Below are 14,738 nucleotides of genomic sequence, written 5' to 3'. Positions count from 1 at the left end.
CGAAGGCGGGCGGTTAGCCCTGCCCCTTTTAGCCCTATTGTCTCGGTAAGGTTACGCACGCGAAAGCCCCATTTCGCCAGCCGTGGAACCGTCGCCAGACGGACCGCGCATAGTCACCGCAGTGGCGAACCCGCAACGACGGTTGCCCCATTTGGCGTCAAGAGCGACGCCAACGGGTTAAGGTTGCGGTACAGTGACTTATGCGCCTCCTTTTCCGCCTCTTGTTTGTTCCTGCCGTGCTGGCGACAGGGTCGGCATGGGCACAGGATTGGGGTGCGGTCGTCAACGTCTCCACCACCATGGGCATCGCCGGCAACCGGCTTTGCTATGGAGAGGCCTCGCGGGGCGATATCGGCTGTCCATCCAACGCGCCGATTGTTAGCGGCTCGACGATTACGGGCACGTTCGTGGGGGACGGATCCGGCCTCACCGGCCTCACACTTACTACCGATCGCATCGTAAGCGGCACAAGCTCGGCGGTTATCGACCCGACTGGTGCTCTGACCGTGGCCGGGAGGCTTGATATTGTGACCGGCACCAATGTGGTCGCGATCGGGAACAACGCCGGGTTAACCAATTCTGGCACCAATGTCGTTGCCGTTGGCACCAACACCGGCATGACCAATACCGGCAGCGCCGTTACGTTGGTCGGGAAGTCGGCCGGTTACGCCAATGCTAGCCCCAACGTCGTGGGAGTTGGCGATTTCGCCGCGCAGTACAATAGCGGCACTGCGCTTACAGCGGTGGGCCATGCCGCCGCCCAGACCAATACCGGAAACAACGTCACCGCCCTGGGAGGCTGGGCTGGCACGTCAAACACCTACAGTAACGTCACCCTGTTGGGCTATGCCGTTTATACGGCCGACAAGTCCAACCAGGTGGTTTTGGGAAACGCCAACGTTGTCGAAGTGAGCACAGCCGGCGTTTACGTCGGCAAAGGCGTCAGCACCACCGGTGGCATCTCCGGCACCAGCGGCTACTTCAGCAGCAATGTCGGCATTGGTACGGCAACCCCCAGCACGTCTCTCAACATCATGGGTTCATCCCCCATAATCCGTCTGAGTGACATAACCGGCCTCTATTCAAGCGTTAACGGCTCCAGCGGCAACCTCTACTACAGCAGCTACAACAGTGCCCGTAACCATTACTTTATGGCTGGCGGCACCGAGCTAATGCGCATCCTTGGCACCGGGCAAGTCGGTATCGGCACCGCAACCCCAACCACTGCCCTTGAAGTCTCCGGCACCGTCTCCGCCACAAACTTCGTTGGCAACGGGTCCGGCCTCACCGGCATCAGCACGGTCACCGACCGCCTTGTCTCCGGCACCTCTGTCGCCACCCTCAGCCCCAACGGCAATCTCTCCGTTCGCGGCCTGCTTGATATCGTCACCGGCACTAACGTGGTGGTCGTGGGCAGCGGTGCCAGCCTCAGCAGCTCCGGTACCGGCGTCACGGCTTTGGGCGCCTCGGCGGCACGCCTCAATAATGGTGGCAATGTAACGGCACTCGGCTATGGCGCCGGCTACCAGAATACCGGTAGCACGGCCTCGCTGGTAGGCACCTACGCCGGCTATAGCAATGCCGGCGCCAACACTGCAGCTACGGGTGCCTACGCCGCCCAGAACAACAGCGGCACCAATGTCACCGCAATGGGCACTTATGCCGCCCAGAACAATACAGGCAACAGCATAACGGCGGCGGGGTACTTGGCAGGCCAGACCAACACCGGCCTCTATCTCTCCGCCTTGGGCTATGCCGCAGGGCAGATTAACAGCGGGGACTATTCCACCTTGATTGGTGGCTTTGCCGGGCAGAACAACACCCAGACCCACCTTACGGGCGTCGGCTATTTCGCCGGGAAGGACAATACGTCCGCCTATGTAACGGCGGTGGGTGAAGAAGCCGGGCAACTGAATTCCGGCTACGCCCTGGTCGCAATGGGCGTGGCCACCGGGAAGTATAATACAGGCTCTAACTCCACCGTGATCGGATCCTACGCGGGCCAATATAATACCGGCCTCAATACCGCCGCCTTGGGTTATCTCGCGGCGCGGAACAACCTGGCCTCTAACGTTACGGCCCTTGGTGCCTATGCTGTCCAGAGCGCTTCCGTCTCAAACACCTACAGCAACGTCACCGGCGTTGGCTTCAACGCCCAGCCTAACAAATCCAACCAGGTCGTCCTCGGTGATGGCAACGTGGTAGAGGTCTCCACCGCCGGGGTCTACGTCGGTAAGGGCGTAAGCACCACCAACGTCTCGGCCTCCTACATCGACGCTACCCGCAACGGCACAGTCAGCGCCACCAACGGCTACTTTTCCAACATCTCGGCCACGCACTTCTATGGTGATGGCTCGGGCCTTACCGGCGTTATCGCAGCGGGCTCCGACCGGATCGCCTCCGGCACCGCCCAGGTTATCGCCAACGGCACCACCAACAGCATTTCCATTACCGAATCCGGCGTGACCACCGGCTACTTCTACAATGGCATCTGGGTTGCAGGCGGCGTCTCCACGACTGGTACAGTTAGCGGCAGCAGAGCTTATTTCTCCACCAATGTCGGCGTCGGCACTACCAACCCCGCCACCTCACTCGAAGTCTCGGGCACCGTCTCCGCCACAATCCTGCAACTGGCCAACAGCCCTCCAGCCACTTGCGGTCCAGGCGCCTACGGCACCATGAAAATGGTCAATGGTCGACCCTACTACTGCCGTCCGTAGGAATGCCTTAGCGTCCTTCGTCATTTTCTGAATAACAGCCCATTGGGGCGGTTGCGGCCGATCGCTGGATCACTAACCTGGGGATCTTAAAAAGAACCGATGCCGTCTACGGGGAAACCATCGACAAAGATCGGCGCCCACCGCCGGCAACCTAAGCCGCGGAAATGCCGATCGTGCTCGACCGGTAAGCCGAGGCGACCTCTAACGGTAGCCCAATCCGATATGCTCACATTACCTAGCTGCAAACAGCCAGGTCGCGCCAGCGTCCGGCGTAAACAGTTATACAAGGGAACAAAGTCGATTTCATGCCTTGTGCCGCGAAGGGCTGCTGCTGGCGACCATTCGCCAGCAGCAGGTCGTGCAGGTCTTGGGTCAAGAACTGCATCGGCGCCTCCTACTCGTCGTTCTTCGGAGAGCGGAGGACGATGCGTCCATCGAGCGGCAGGGCCTCGAGGATGAGCGTACCGCCCTCGCCGTCGTCGTGGGCGAAGAATGCTCCGATGCGCGTCCAGAAGGCTTTCTGGCCTTCAGCCTTGGCGTCCCGCACGGTGTAGGCGTGGTAGGTCGGGGATTTCGCCTCGGTCTTGGCAGTCTTGGTGTTCTGATTGTCTTTCATGGTCTTTTCCTTTGGTTGATTGATCTGTCCCGAAGGACGGTTCCCCATCGACCGGCGGCCACGGCTGGCTTGTCCCCAACACGGGAGCGATAGCGAAGGAGCGGGCAGGAACGGGACAAGGCGGACGCGCCGGTCAGGACCGGACATCCATTCGGGCCGTTCAATCAACGGAAAAGCCTTGAAAGACCGAACACCTGCCAATGAGCGAAGGCGAAGCCATCACCGCCGGCGACAGCAGAGGTCACAAGCGAACGCGACCTCTGGACCCATGACGGCACAGCAGACCGCGCGTGGCAACGAATAGGCGCGGCAATCCGGACCGGGCCGCTCGGGAGTGGACCGATCCGGCCTACCGAAACGACAGAGTCGGCGGGCCGCACCGCCGACCGCGCCTTCGGCAACGCCATGGCGTGGCCGGTCGGACATAGGATGTCCGACACCCGCCGGCCGGCGGTCTGTCACTCGCCAATAGATTGGGGAGTGACAGACCGCCCTCAAAGCCACTGTGGATGAAGGGTTTGCGCAAACGCTGACGCATGACCTTCAAATGACGCTGCGGCTCGCTTGGGCAGCCGAAAATCATTTCCAGTGCGATGCGCTGGCCACTAGCAGGCGACGCCGTCCACTATCCCGGCAGGCAAACACTGCCTGAACCATCTCACCCGACCATTTCCCCAGCAAAAGGAGAGCACACATGCCTGCTCAATCGATTCGTGCGCCGCCGCGGCGGCCACACCTCCGGTCTCGACCTCTCGGTGACCGGATGCCCAACAGGGCAAACCACTTCGGCCAGCCATCCGGCTGGCTCGGGAGGCTCATACCGTAAGGAAGACTACGCATTCCGGCCATGCCGCGAATGACCTTCGCGGGGTGTCACGATCTACGGACGTGCATCGGCCATCAACACTCAGCCAAAAATAAGAAGCGAGCAAGATGGACGATCTAACCATGGACCTGGTGCGGCTGTGCCAACGCAACCGGGACGGCTCTTACGGCACTCAAAACAACCGCCGGCGCGGCCTGACCGCAATGGCCAATGACCTCGCGGATCTCGGCTACAAATTGCCGGCCGCGAGCTCCCTTAAACCCAAGCACGTTGAGGCGCTTGTCGAGCGCTGGCTGGACGGCGATACAACCGATGCCAGTGTCCGCAACCGCCTCACCTGGCTGCGCTGGTGGGCCGAGAAGATCAACAAGCCCAATGTCGTCAACCGTGACAACGTCGCGTACGGCATGGCCGAACGCGGCGAAGTCACGCGCAACCGCGCGCAAGTCCTCGACCCCGCCAAGCACAGCGACATCCAGTGTCCCTATATTCAAACCTCCCTGCTCTTGCAGTCCGCGTTCGGCCTGCGGCGCGAGGAAGCCATGAAGTTCCAGCCCCAGGAAGCCATCCACGGCGACCACATCGCCTTGAAGGCCAGTTGGACGAAAGGCGGCCGCGCACGCACCATCCCGATAACCACGCTGGAGCAGCAGCAGGTGCTCCAGGAAGCCAGGCGCCTTGTTCCCGGTCGGGGTTCATTGATCCCGGCGCAACTAACGTATGTCGAACATCTCAAGCGGTTCGAGTATCAGACACTGAAGGCGGGGCTACGCAACACCCACGGCCTGCGGCATGCCTATGCCCAGCAGCGCTACCGCGCCTTGACCGACCGGCCCTGCCCGCTGGCCGGTGGCAAGCGCTGGGCCGACATGGACAGCAACGAACGCGCTGCCGACCGTGCGGCACGCCACAAGATCTCGGCCGAGCTCGGCCACGGGCGCCTGAAAATCACCGATACCTACCTGGGGAGTGCCTTTTGATGAAGCGCGCAGAAGGCAATTTCCTCATGGCCTTCAAAACGAGGAAGACGTACGCCGGCAAGCTGTTCAGGCCCGCCACAATCGCCGCAGCGATTGACGAGGCCGCCGCGCAGGGTCATCGCCACTATCGCGTTGTGCAGGAACTGCCATTCGACCTGTCCGAAATGGCCGCCGCCCAGGAACTGGAGATCTGGCTCGATTCCGAGCAGTTCCACTACATCTGGCGACCGACTCTCATCGAGCAGGACCCGCTGCGCATCGCGACGGTGACGGAATATCCCGAGTTGGAGATATCATGGTGATGGGCTCGTACCAGAAGCAGGCGTTCGCCTGGCAATCGAGAAGGGGATGTCCATCCCCTTTTTGTTTTTGTGGCTCCGCTTCCGGAGCTCTGAGGCCAGCAGTTCTGCTGGCTATCAAGGTAATATTTCGAGTGTCGAAGCTACTCAAAGAATCGTCAGTAGGCCCATTGTATTTCTCCCCGCCGTTGCTACTGTCCCAAGTCTAGCGGGGACTGGGGTATGCCGGATTGGTTCAAGGATTTCGATCCTCTGAAGGGGATGGAGCCGTTCGGCTCATCCCGCAGGAAGGGAGCCGGAGAAGGCTTCTCAGCCGGATTCAAGATAGCAACTACGATCAGCAACATGTTCGCCCAACATCGGGCGCGCAAACAGATCGAAGAGGAGCAGCGCGAAGAGAAACGCCGTGTTGACGAGGCGGTTGCCAGTCCGCCTCCGCTGCATGGCTCGGCCCGCTGGGCTGATGCCTCCGAACTCTCAAAGGCCGGTCTGCTGCACCCGAGCTCTAAATTCGATAGTCCCTCTTCGATTTTGCTAGGCGTTTATGAGGACCCTGCCCTCGGCGGCGCGGTCGCGGGCCAGCTTCACTGGGACGGCGAAGGCCACCTCCTCACCGTGGCGCCTACCCGATCAGGCAAATCGACCACGACGATCATTCCCAACCTGGTCCGCTACAAGGGTTCCTGTGTCGTGCTGGATCCCAAGGGCGAGCTCTATGCCCAGACGGCGGATTGGCGGCGGAAGAACGTAGGACCGGTCTACCGGATTTCACCGTTTCTGTCCGAAAGCGATGCCTACAACCCCCTCGACGGGATCGCTTCGTTCTCCGACGCCCAGGCACTCGCCGACCTGATCATGCCGCCGGATAAGTACGCGCCTGACTTCTTCCGCAAGGATGCCATCTCGATCCTCACGGCCATCATCATGTTCGTCACCGAGGAGGCGCCGCCGGGGCATCGCCATATGGCTGAGGTGCGGCGTATCACAGCCGCTCCCCTCGCTTCGTTCACCGAAGCGATCAAGACGATGGCGGTATCGCGCAATCCGGCGATCGCCAATGCCGCCAACATCGTGCTTGCAAAGGATTACAGCAAAGCGATCCCGAACCTGCGTGACACCATCAACACCGAGTTCGCCCTGTGGGATGACCCGGGCCTCCACCGCGCCACTTCGATCGCCTCCTTCGACTTCCGCTCGCTCAAGGATGAGCCCGCGACGGTCTACATCACTGTCCCGTTCCACAAGATGTCCGCCTATGCGGCGTTTCTGAAGATAACGCTAAGCACGGCCCTCGAGGCGATGCTCCAGAACGAGACCATCCCTGAAATACCGGTCCTATTCGTTCTGGACGAGTTCCTGAGCCTGGGCCCGTTCCCGCGCTTCCGCGATGCGATCCGGACGCATGCCGGAGCGGGTGTCCGGCTGTGGTTCTTCCTGCAGGACGTGCCCACGCTGGAGGAACACTATCCGGGCGGCTGGAAGACCTTCTTCAACACCTCGGTGAAAACCTTCTTTGGCACGGACGAGCACTTCACCGCGTTGATGATTTCGGACTTCCTCGGCGACCAGACGCGCGGCTACCGGACTGCCGGGACCAGCAACAGCGCCTCGACAGGTCCGATCTTCACCGGCAACGGGGCGGGAACCGGTACGGTCAATCACGGCGTCGCCTATACGGGCCGCCCCCTTCTGACGCCGGATGAAGTGACGGAACTGCTGAGCGGGTCCGCCCCGGATCAGACCCGCGCCGGCCTGGTGTTCGCGCGGGGCGTTCGCCCAATCAAGGCCAGGCTCGTGCCCTGGTTCCTCGGGCAGGCCTGCCGTGATCGAGTCACCCCTCCAGCCAACCGAAAAGCGTGAGCAGCGGCATGAACTCCTTTTTTGACGAAGTCAGGCCCACGGCCGTCAGGTATCTGGCAGCGACAGCGCTGCGACTTGGCTGGTATGCTATCAACACCGGTTTCAGGCTCTACCCGAGCGTTGTGTTGCCGTTGCCGCCTCACTTCTACTGGGCGCCTCTCTTCGTCTTGGTCGACCTGGGCCTCACCATCTGGCAGGCGGCGCTCCTATTCAAAATCGCGAAGCGCGCGTTGGCTCGTTACCGGCCTGAACTGGCCGCCCGGTTCGGTCTTGACACCAACCCATTGGAGAACCGGCAACTGGACCTCACGTCTGCCAGCCGGACGATGGTCGGCACCCCCCTCATTCTGGCGGCGAGCGTCCTCTTCACCTGCGTATTCATCCAATGGCTGATTGTTGGCGTCCCCCGCGGCGGCGCCTTTATCCAGATGAGCTTCTACAGCCCGGCGTGGATCATCGGTGGCCTCTTGGCGCTCGCCGGACTCGTCTACGGCAATAGGTTCACGGCCCGCGCCAAGGCCAGGGTCGGCAAGACGTTCGGCGTCGAGTACCTCGAGGCCGGCCACCCACTTGCGAAGCGTGTCGCGGGACACGCCGAGAAGCTTGGAATCAAGCCGCCTCTCGTCGGCGTGGTGAATGTCGCGAATGCCTTTGCGATGGGAACGCGTGGAGAGGCCGCGGTCGTTCTAGGCAAGCCCTTGCTGAACCTCCTGTCGCCGCAGGAACTGGACGCGGTGATCGGCCATGAACTCGGCCACGTGGTCTACAACGATGTGCAGCGGATGCAATTCGCGGAGGGATTCCAGACCATGATGGGCCACGTGGCGGACTTCGCCGCCAGGGTTGCGACCGCCATGGTGGCCCAGGCCGCAAAGGACAAGCGCTATCAGCGCGACGTCACGGAGTTGACCGGAACATTGGCAACGGCGGCACGGTACACGCTTTTTGCAGGGTCCGAACTGGTGGTAAAGGGGATGTCGCGAGCCCGTGAATTCAAGGCCGACGCCATCGGCGCCGGCATCGCTTCACCGGAGGCCATGATTGGCGCCCTTGAGCGCGTCCATGGAATCCCGGCCAAACCGACCGGGGTCGAGAACAGATACGGCTATCTGATGTTCCGCGGTGGGAGAATGGGCGCCCTGTTCAGCACGCATCCCCCGCTCAAACGCCGCACCGATGCCCTTAAGCGTGGTGTCCATCTGAACGAACTTGCCCGGAAACGTTAGTTTGATGGTGGGACTAACGGTCCCGGAACCAGTGTGGCCTCGGGTCAATTTCTTGCTCCCGGTCCTCTCGGTCGCCCGAGCCCGGGGCTCCCGGTCTCGGCCTCACCCACCACGGGTCCGGGTCGGCTTGCAGTTGCTGTTGCATGCCCCCGAAATGACCGGGACTGGCAGCACCTAATGCATCGAGCCTGTCGCGAAGGCCTCGATATTCCTGAAAGATGGCGGGAAGCTGCAAGCTCGCGTCGATCGCGGGCTCTTTTCTCGCTTCATCCCTGGGCATCTCGCCGAGTGAAAAGAGGTGGTTCTTCAGGAGCTCGTAGGAATGCGCATCGTTCAGGGCGGATTGCACCCACTTTTCGTGGGCAAGGTCCGGCCGCTCAAAGCACCGCGCGAAGAGCTCGTCGAACTGACGGTTGAGCTGCACCATCCGCGCGGTCAGTTTCTCCATGTCTGCTTCCGGATCGAGATCCTTCGCCATCGTGATTTCCTTTGACAGGCTCTAGGAATAATGTCCTACTCTTGGTGTGCGACCCCATTGGATCAGAAGGTTAGACTACGAACTTGCCCTGGCAAAGCGCCGTCCGTGGCGAGACTGGCCCGGATGGTTCTGGTTCCACCTGCTCAAGCGGCCATATTATGCCTACCTCCTGCATCTGCGCCGCAGACAAGGCCTCTACAAAGAAGGATTGCCGCCCAGCGCCACCGCAACGCGCGTGCGGGGGGACATGCTGGCGGGTGCCTTGCCGTCTCGCCACAAACCAAAAAACACACTGAACTAGTTACCGTCGACCTGTGGTTCCGGCTGACGGGACCGCCGTCGCAGTCACCGGTTCCGCCACCACGTTTCGCGATCGACCTCAGGCGTGTCACGCTCGGCGGCCGCTCGCTTCTCGGGTGGCGTGCTCACCCACCACTCCTGGCCGTTCTCAGGCGCACGCTCCCGGTCGTTGGGAAGCGGATAGGCGTCCGCAGCCTGCTCGACCTCGGCAATCATCCGGTCCTGTGCGGCCTCCAGCTCATGCGATGGTATCAAATCGCCGTCCGGACTCAGGACCGGGAGGTCCCTCTCGGCGACGGGCTCGCCTTGCTCGTGATCCTGGGACTGCCAATACTGCCAGAACTCGTCACGTTCGTGCTCGGTCATGTCCGGGGCCGGTTCGCGGCTTTCGGGGGGCCAATCCCGTCTCAGAGCCAGGTGGGGATAAAGTTCCGCAAGCGGATTGGGCATATTCAGCTCCTGTCGGACCTTGGCAATGCGTTCAACGTCGATCTGGGCGCGGCGGCCCCGCCGCGCCTGGCGATCCGCACCCAGGTGCCGGCTGGCACGTGGGGACAAACCTGAAGAGGCTTTGCTACGCGCGTCGATACGGGTATCTAGGCCGGCGCCTGCGAAGCTCGCGTTGGCAATCTTGGCCCACCGCGCACGTGCTTCCGTCACGAACCGAACCCCATCGGCCTCGCGAAGCTTCTCGGCAAAGCCGTCAGCTGTTATCCGGCGCGTCGTCAGCAACATATGGGCATGGGGATTATTGTTGCTACCGTCCTCGTGGATGGCCAAATCCACGACATATCCCTGCCGGGTATACGCGTCGGCCATGGTGCTGGTCAGCTCGCGCCAAATCGCCGGCGCGACTTCGCGCGGTAGTGCAAATTCAATTTCCTTGGCGAGCCGCGCGTCCTTGCGCTTTTCGGCGGCTTCCACAGCGTTCCAAAGCTTGGCGCGATCCCGCATCCATGCGGGAGCGCCAGCCGGAACCCGGATCTCGGAATGGACGACGTCGCGTCGCCCGCCAAAGGCGCTCTCGCGCTCTTCCGCCTCATTCGGCAGCGTCTCACCCGCCCGATAGGCTGCGGCGGCGACAATCGAACGACCGTCGCCTCGACTGATGTTCTTGACGTGCAGATGAAAGATTGCCACCGGTCACCCCGCCTTTGCAGTCTGTCGGGTCGCGACGGACAGTCAAGTTGAAAAGCAGGTCTATCGGCGCCGCGGGGTTCCAAGGGCCCTCCCTTGGCGCACTTGCCGGTTTTCTCCGGTTTGCGTGTCGCAACCGGTTAGAAAACCGCGCAACGCATCGCAATTTTCGTCCAATGCGTACGCGTTGTGCGATGCGTAAGTGCGCTGTTGGATGGGGCGAGGAAGTCCCGTTCCGGGGACGTTAGCCCTCCCTCAAACTAATTCTCAAATCGGTCGAGCGACTCGGCCTTCGGCTGCTTAGGCGGCTTGGGCGGCCTAGCCTTCCGGACGTTGATGGCAGCCGCATCGAGCCGGTTCTTCAGATGCACGGCATAGTGCTTCTCGATCATCTCGACGCTCGTCCGGCAGTTTTTGGCGACCTGGTAGATGTCGGCGCCCTCCAGCAGTCGGAAGCTGATGTAGCTGTGGCGCAGCGAGTACAGCGTGCGCCGGTTACCCTCGCGGTCGAGCTTCAGCCCGATTTTGTCGAGGATGCCGTTGAACTGCTTCTTGTGGTCGACGGGGAACAGTTTGTCGGTCGGCTTTGGCGTGTTCCGGGCCACCATCCGCTCAAAGGGAAACACCGCGCCTGACGTGCTCTTGCAATACCCTACCCCGCGCTTGCCGCGCACCTGGATTTCAAGGATCTTCTGGCCGGTCGCCTTGTCCTTCACGATCTCTACGTCGCGATATTCAAGCCAGTTGGCTTCGTCCGGCCGCAGACCGGTGTTGGCGAGGAACAGGATCTTGTCGTGAAGCTGCTCAGCCAGCCACACGCGGTGGGCCTTCTCACCCTCCTGAGCCTTCTTGCTGGCGTCTCGCGTCTTTTGCGCATGTGCCCGCGTCGCCTGGTACAGCTGTTTGTATTCCTCTGGCGTAAACCACGCGCGGTGAACGACCTTCGCGGATTTCTTGTAGGGCTGCGAGATATCCGGCAGATGGGCGAGCCACCGATGGCGAACGGCCGTCTTTAAGACCAGTCGCAAAGTCACGGTCTCGTGGTGCAACGTGCTGCGGGAGGGGAGCTTTATGCCCTCCTCGGGCGTCATCCGGGAGATGCGATACTCCTGTACCGTACCCGCGTTGATGGTCGACAGGCCCATCTTGCCGAAATACGGCACCAAATAGCTGCGAACGCGCCGGTAGTGGTCCTTGACCCAGCGGGCGTTCCGCTCGCCCTCGGTCAGCACCTCATACTCCGTGATGAACTGGTCGGCGGCGTCCTTGAACGTCTTCTCCGAGAGGAGCTCGCCGCGACGGCCCTTGTCCTTGAGACCGAAATACCAGTCTTCGGCCCAGTCCTTGGCCTTGGAGAGGCTCTCCTCCTTCGTGCTGACCCGCCAGTTTTTGCCTTTGAGATAGGTCGAGCAGTGCCATATCGGGCTGTCGTTGCGCCGATAGACGTGAACTTTGCCTTCCAGAATCGTGTGTTTTTCCGCCACCGCCAGACACTCCCTGCGTGCGTGCAAGTTTGTGCAAGAGATGTGTAAGGCTACTTTCGGCGTCCTCGCCTCGCAAGGCGATTTATAAGTGCCTGATTTTCCTTGGAAAATGGCACGGGCAGCAGGGCTCGAACCTACGACCTGCGGTTTTGGAGACCGCCGCTCTACCAACTGAGCTATGCCCGTATGCGCGTTTCGGCGCAGGCGCTTCCTAAAAGCTTCCGGGCGCGCTGTAAAGAGTGGTCTGACGCGCTTTCATGTCCTTCGCCGGAAATCCGGATAGGTGATGGCCAGCCCCTGCCTCTCCATCGTGATTTTCCGCCTGCCCGAAGTGGCTTGCCGGCGCTCAATCCCCGGCTGGCGGCTTGTACGGCCCGCCCGGCACGCCCCAGCCCCAGGCCGGCATCGGTTCGGTCTGTGGGTCGCAGGTCTCGCCGAGGGTGGAGTTCATCTTGGCCAGCCGCGATCCCCACTCGACATAACCCATGAAGGCGGAACGGAATTCAGGATCGTCCGGCAGCCCGACCGCGTCGGCGGCATCGGCAAGCAGGCTGATCCAGCGGCGGCGCTGTTCTTCGCTCAGATGCTTGCCGAGGTGATGCATGACCATCTCGCGATGGCCGCCATGTTTTTCACTATAGGTCTTAGGTCCACCGAAAACCTCACCGATAAAGGCCGCGACATGCGCGGGATGATCCGGCGACATGTGCTTGAACACCGGGCCGACCACCGGATCTCGTGCCACCTTGTCGTAAAAAGTTTCCGTCAGCCGGGTGAGCGCCTCGATTCCGCCGGCCCATTCGTAAAGCGTCGGGATATCCTGGCTCATTCTCGGTCCTCCGCCACCCCCCCAGCGCCGGCAGCGACGATAGCGGAAAAATTGCGCCTCACTCAACCAGCCTCGATGGCGAGTCCCCAAAACCGAGCGCCTACAATTTGGCGGGCGCTTCGGCCTGCGCGCTCGACGACGCCACCACGCGGCAATTCTCTGGTTTCGGCGCCGACTTGCATATGCTGGAACCCGTCAGTGCATCCACCGACTGGCGCCCGGTCGTCAGCCCGACCTTCAGCATCATGTCAGGTTCGAGCTGACGCTCGACCGGACTGCCCTGAAGCGCCGTGAACAGGGCCGGACTTATGGCCATCTCGTCGAGATAGGCTTTGACCGTCTGTTTCTGCCCCATCAGATAAAGGCTGAGCCGCGCCTGGGGACCGACAAGCCGTCTGGCGCCACCCGCCAGCATGAGCGCGCAGGCCGAATCGCAGTCGCCTTCCCCGTCGACGCTCAGTCCGGCATAGGCGCCGTCCTTGGCCAGGCAGTTCCACTCTGCCGGGTCGCAGCCGACGAAATCGGTCCGGGCAACGGCAACGTCGAGCTTCTTTTCATGGATGATCCGGCCGGCCGCCAGGGCGCCGGACAGGTCACCGCCTCGCGAGCTGATCACCACCGGCAGCCGCCGGTTGCCAAGTGTGGCAAGCAATTGGCTGAGCTTCTGCGGCGTCTGAGGCGTAATCGCGCCCTGCGCCGCAATCCACTCCGGGCAATCGGGGTTGCAGAGCGGATTGCTGCCGCGAACAACGACAAAGCGCATGCCGTCATCGTGCTGCGCGTTTTCCGGCTTCACCGGCAGCGGCGCCGCCTTGGCCACGGCCGGCAGGCCGCCGGCTGGCTTGTTCGCCGGTATCTCCCGGCAATTCGGGGCCGGAAGGTCCAGCGTGCACAGGCTTGCGCTGGTCAGCAAATCCACGGCGTCGACGCTGGTGACCAGCTTCATTGCCAGCATGTCGCTGAGGTCGATCTGCTGGATGTCGCTGGCCGGCGTGCTCTTCATCGTTTCGAGCACGCTGAGGTCGACACCCATCTCCTTGAAATAGGTGGCCAGCTTGCGCTCCACCTTCTTGCTCATCTCGTAGGTCTTGTAGCTGCCGGCGTTCTTGCGGCTGACGACCTTCTTGCTGACGACCTGCTTCTTGCCTTTCACGATGCGATAGCGAACTTCATATTGCACGTTCATTTGCACGACCGTCGTCGTGATCTGATGGACGCCGAGAAAGGCCAGCGGCCCGACCAGGCGACTGGTGCCGCCGGCCAGCATCATCGGGCAAGCGGACGCGCAATAGCTGCCGAGCACATATGGGTTGCCGATATAGTGCGAGCCTCTGGCGTCGTTTTCCTTGCAGTTTTTCGCCCCCGGCTCGCAGCCGACAAACCACGTCCGGCCGACCGCGATGTCGAGCTTGTTCTTGCGTATCATGCGGCCCATGGTGATGGCCGCGTCGACATCGCCGCCGGGGGAGTTGACGACGATCGGCAATTTGCGGCGGCCAAGTGTTTTCAGGGCGGCCTTGAGCAGTGCCGGCGACTTGGCCGTTATCGCCCCCTCGGCCGATATCCATTCCGGACAGGTCGGCTCGCAGCCCGGCGCGTTGCTGCGCACGACGACGAAGCGCATCGGCGAATCCGGGTCAGGCTCGGAATTTCTTGTCTGGCCCGCCAAGGCGGCACTGCCCATGGCAAGCAACGACACCAGGCAGATCAGCCCCAGTGCCCGGCACGCCCAAACCTGAAAACGGTGCCGTGGAACCATACGACCAAGCCCTTCAATGGCAATCTATAGTAGTATAGGCACAGAGACTTGCAACAGAGATTGGAACACCAAAGCAGGCACATCCTGCGGCGAGCCAACGAAAAAGGGCGGCCCTTGAGCCGCCCTTTCCTTGTCGATCCGGCGGATGCCGGGCTCGATTATTCTTTGATGGTGACGACGATGCCGGCACCGACGGTGCGGCCGCCTTCACGGATGGCGAAGCG

General features: G+C 61.8%; 13 protein-coding genes and 1 tRNA gene. 5 read left to right on the top strand and 9 right to left on the bottom strand.

Features of this window, described 5'->3' with window-relative positions; translation table 11 throughout:
• The first annotated feature begins 200 nt into the window (after positions 1-200).
• Positions 201-2,720, top strand: coding sequence for a beta strand repeat-containing protein (locus ACWTU9_RS26705; protein ID WP_455860935.1), 2,520 nt, complete (start codon positions 201-203; stop codon positions 2,718-2,720).
• An 86-nt stretch (positions 2,721-2,806) separates the two neighbouring features.
• Here the strand turns inward: ACWTU9_RS26705 and ACWTU9_RS26700 are convergent, their stop codons facing one another.
• Genes ACWTU9_RS26700 through ACWTU9_RS26690 form a run of 3 tightly spaced genes read right to left on the bottom strand, consistent with a single transcriptional unit; the run spans position 2,807 to position 3,336 of the window.
• Entirely contained in the window at positions 2,807-2,950 is a 144-nt protein-coding gene (locus ACWTU9_RS26700; protein WP_455860934.1) for a hypothetical protein, read from the bottom strand.
• A gap of 5 nt (positions 2,951-2,955) precedes the next feature.
• Positions 2,956-3,105, bottom strand: a complete 150-nt coding sequence (locus tag ACWTU9_RS26695; protein WP_455860933.1) for a hypothetical protein — start codon at positions 3,103-3,105, stop codon at positions 2,956-2,958.
• Between the two features lie 9 nt (positions 3,106-3,114).
• Positions 3,115-3,336 (bottom strand): hypothetical protein, encoded by a 222-nt coding sequence (locus tag ACWTU9_RS26690; RefSeq protein WP_455860932.1) that lies wholly within the window; start codon positions 3,334-3,336, stop codon positions 3,115-3,117.
• 933 nt (positions 3,337-4,269) lie between these two features.
• On the opposite strand from ACWTU9_RS26690, the gene ACWTU9_RS26685 reads away from it, so the two are divergent.
• The 4 genes from ACWTU9_RS26685 to ACWTU9_RS26670 all read left to right on the top strand — a co-directional run bounded on the left by ACWTU9_RS26685 (position 4,270) and on the right by ACWTU9_RS26670 (position 8,527).
• Positions 4,270-5,142: a phage integrase N-terminal domain-containing protein gene (locus tag ACWTU9_RS26685; RefSeq protein ID WP_455860931.1), complete on the top strand. Its 873-nt coding sequence runs from the start codon at positions 4,270-4,272 to the stop codon at positions 5,140-5,142.
• Complete coding sequence (locus ACWTU9_RS26680) at positions 5,142-5,444, top strand: hypothetical protein (RefSeq protein WP_455860930.1); 303 nt, start codon at positions 5,142-5,144, stop codon at positions 5,442-5,444. Before ACWTU9_RS26685 ends, ACWTU9_RS26680 begins: the two co-directional genes overlap by 1 nt.
• 219 nt (positions 5,445-5,663) lie before the next feature.
• Positions 5,664-7,301, top strand: a complete 1,638-nt coding sequence (locus ACWTU9_RS26675) for a type IV secretory system conjugative DNA transfer family protein (protein ID WP_455860929.1) — start codon at positions 5,664-5,666, stop codon at positions 7,299-7,301.
• An 8-nt stretch (positions 7,302-7,309) separates the two neighbouring features.
• The gene (locus tag ACWTU9_RS26670; RefSeq protein WP_455860928.1) at positions 7,310-8,527 is read left to right on the top strand and encodes a M48 family metalloprotease; all 1,218 of its coding nucleotides are present in this window, start codon (positions 7,310-7,312) and stop codon (positions 8,525-8,527) included.
• 13 nt (positions 8,528-8,540) lie between these two features.
• Here ACWTU9_RS26670 and ACWTU9_RS26665 read toward each other — a convergent pair whose 3' ends face one another.
• The 6 genes from ACWTU9_RS26665 to ACWTU9_RS26640 form a co-directional block, all read right to left on the bottom strand.
• Positions 8,541-9,005, bottom strand: a complete 465-nt coding sequence (locus ACWTU9_RS26665; RefSeq protein ID WP_455860927.1) for a hypothetical protein — start codon at positions 9,003-9,005, stop codon at positions 8,541-8,543.
• A 345-nt stretch (positions 9,006-9,350) separates the two neighbouring features.
• Positions 9,351-10,445: a MobQ family relaxase gene (gene mobQ / locus ACWTU9_RS26660; RefSeq protein ID WP_455860926.1), complete on the bottom strand. Its 1,095-nt coding sequence runs from the start codon at positions 10,443-10,445 to the stop codon at positions 9,351-9,353.
• A gap of 257 nt (positions 10,446-10,702) precedes the next feature.
• The gene (locus ACWTU9_RS26655) at positions 10,703-11,926 is read right to left on the bottom strand and encodes a site-specific integrase (RefSeq protein WP_455860925.1); all 1,224 of its coding nucleotides are present in this window, start codon (positions 11,924-11,926) and stop codon (positions 10,703-10,705) included.
• Positions 11,927-12,036: 110 nt separating this feature from the next.
• Positions 12,037-12,112 (bottom strand) — tRNA-Trp (locus ACWTU9_RS26650).
• Positions 12,113-12,272: 160 nt separating this feature from the next.
• The gene (locus tag ACWTU9_RS26645) at positions 12,273-12,755 is read right to left on the bottom strand and encodes a group II truncated hemoglobin (protein WP_455860924.1); all 483 of its coding nucleotides are present in this window, start codon (positions 12,753-12,755) and stop codon (positions 12,273-12,275) included.
• Between the two features lie 100 nt (positions 12,756-12,855).
• Entirely contained in the window at positions 12,856-14,514 is a 1,659-nt protein-coding gene (locus ACWTU9_RS26640; protein ID WP_455860923.1) for a hypothetical protein, read from the bottom strand.
• Positions 14,515-14,738 lie beyond the last annotated feature (224 nt).

Source organism: Mesorhizobium sp. 128a (assembly GCF_053848025.1).
Note: the sequence above shows the minus strand (reverse complement) of the source record. Positions and strands in the feature narration are given on the sequence as shown.

Coding starts and splice junctions, on each gene's coding strand:
- ACWTU9_RS26705 (WP_455860935.1), top strand. CDS start 201: ATGCGCCTCCTTTTCCGCCTCTTGTTTGTTCCTGCCGTGCTGGCGACA.
- ACWTU9_RS26695 (WP_455860933.1), bottom strand. CDS start 3,105: ATGCAGTTCTTGACCCAAGACCTGCACGACCTGCTGCTGGCGAATGGT.
- ACWTU9_RS26690 (WP_455860932.1), bottom strand. CDS start 3,336: ATGAAAGACAATCAGAACACCAAGACTGCCAAGACCGAGGCGAAATCC.
- ACWTU9_RS26685 (WP_455860931.1), top strand. CDS start 4,270: ATGGACGATCTAACCATGGACCTGGTGCGGCTGTGCCAACGCAACCGG.
- ACWTU9_RS26680 (WP_455860930.1), top strand. CDS start 5,142: ATGAAGCGCGCAGAAGGCAATTTCCTCATGGCCTTCAAAACGAGGAAG.
- ACWTU9_RS26675 (WP_455860929.1), top strand. CDS start 5,664: ATGCCGGATTGGTTCAAGGATTTCGATCCTCTGAAGGGGATGGAGCCG.
- ACWTU9_RS26670 (WP_455860928.1), top strand. CDS start 7,310: ATGAACTCCTTTTTTGACGAAGTCAGGCCCACGGCCGTCAGGTATCTG.
- ACWTU9_RS26665 (WP_455860927.1), bottom strand. CDS start 9,005: ATGGCGAAGGATCTCGATCCGGAAGCAGACATGGAGAAACTGACCGCG.
- ACWTU9_RS26645 (WP_455860924.1), bottom strand. CDS start 12,755: ATGAGCCAGGATATCCCGACGCTTTACGAATGGGCCGGCGGAATCGAG.
- ACWTU9_RS26640 (WP_455860923.1), bottom strand. CDS start 14,514: ATGGTTCCACGGCACCGTTTTCAGGTTTGGGCGTGCCGGGCACTGGGG.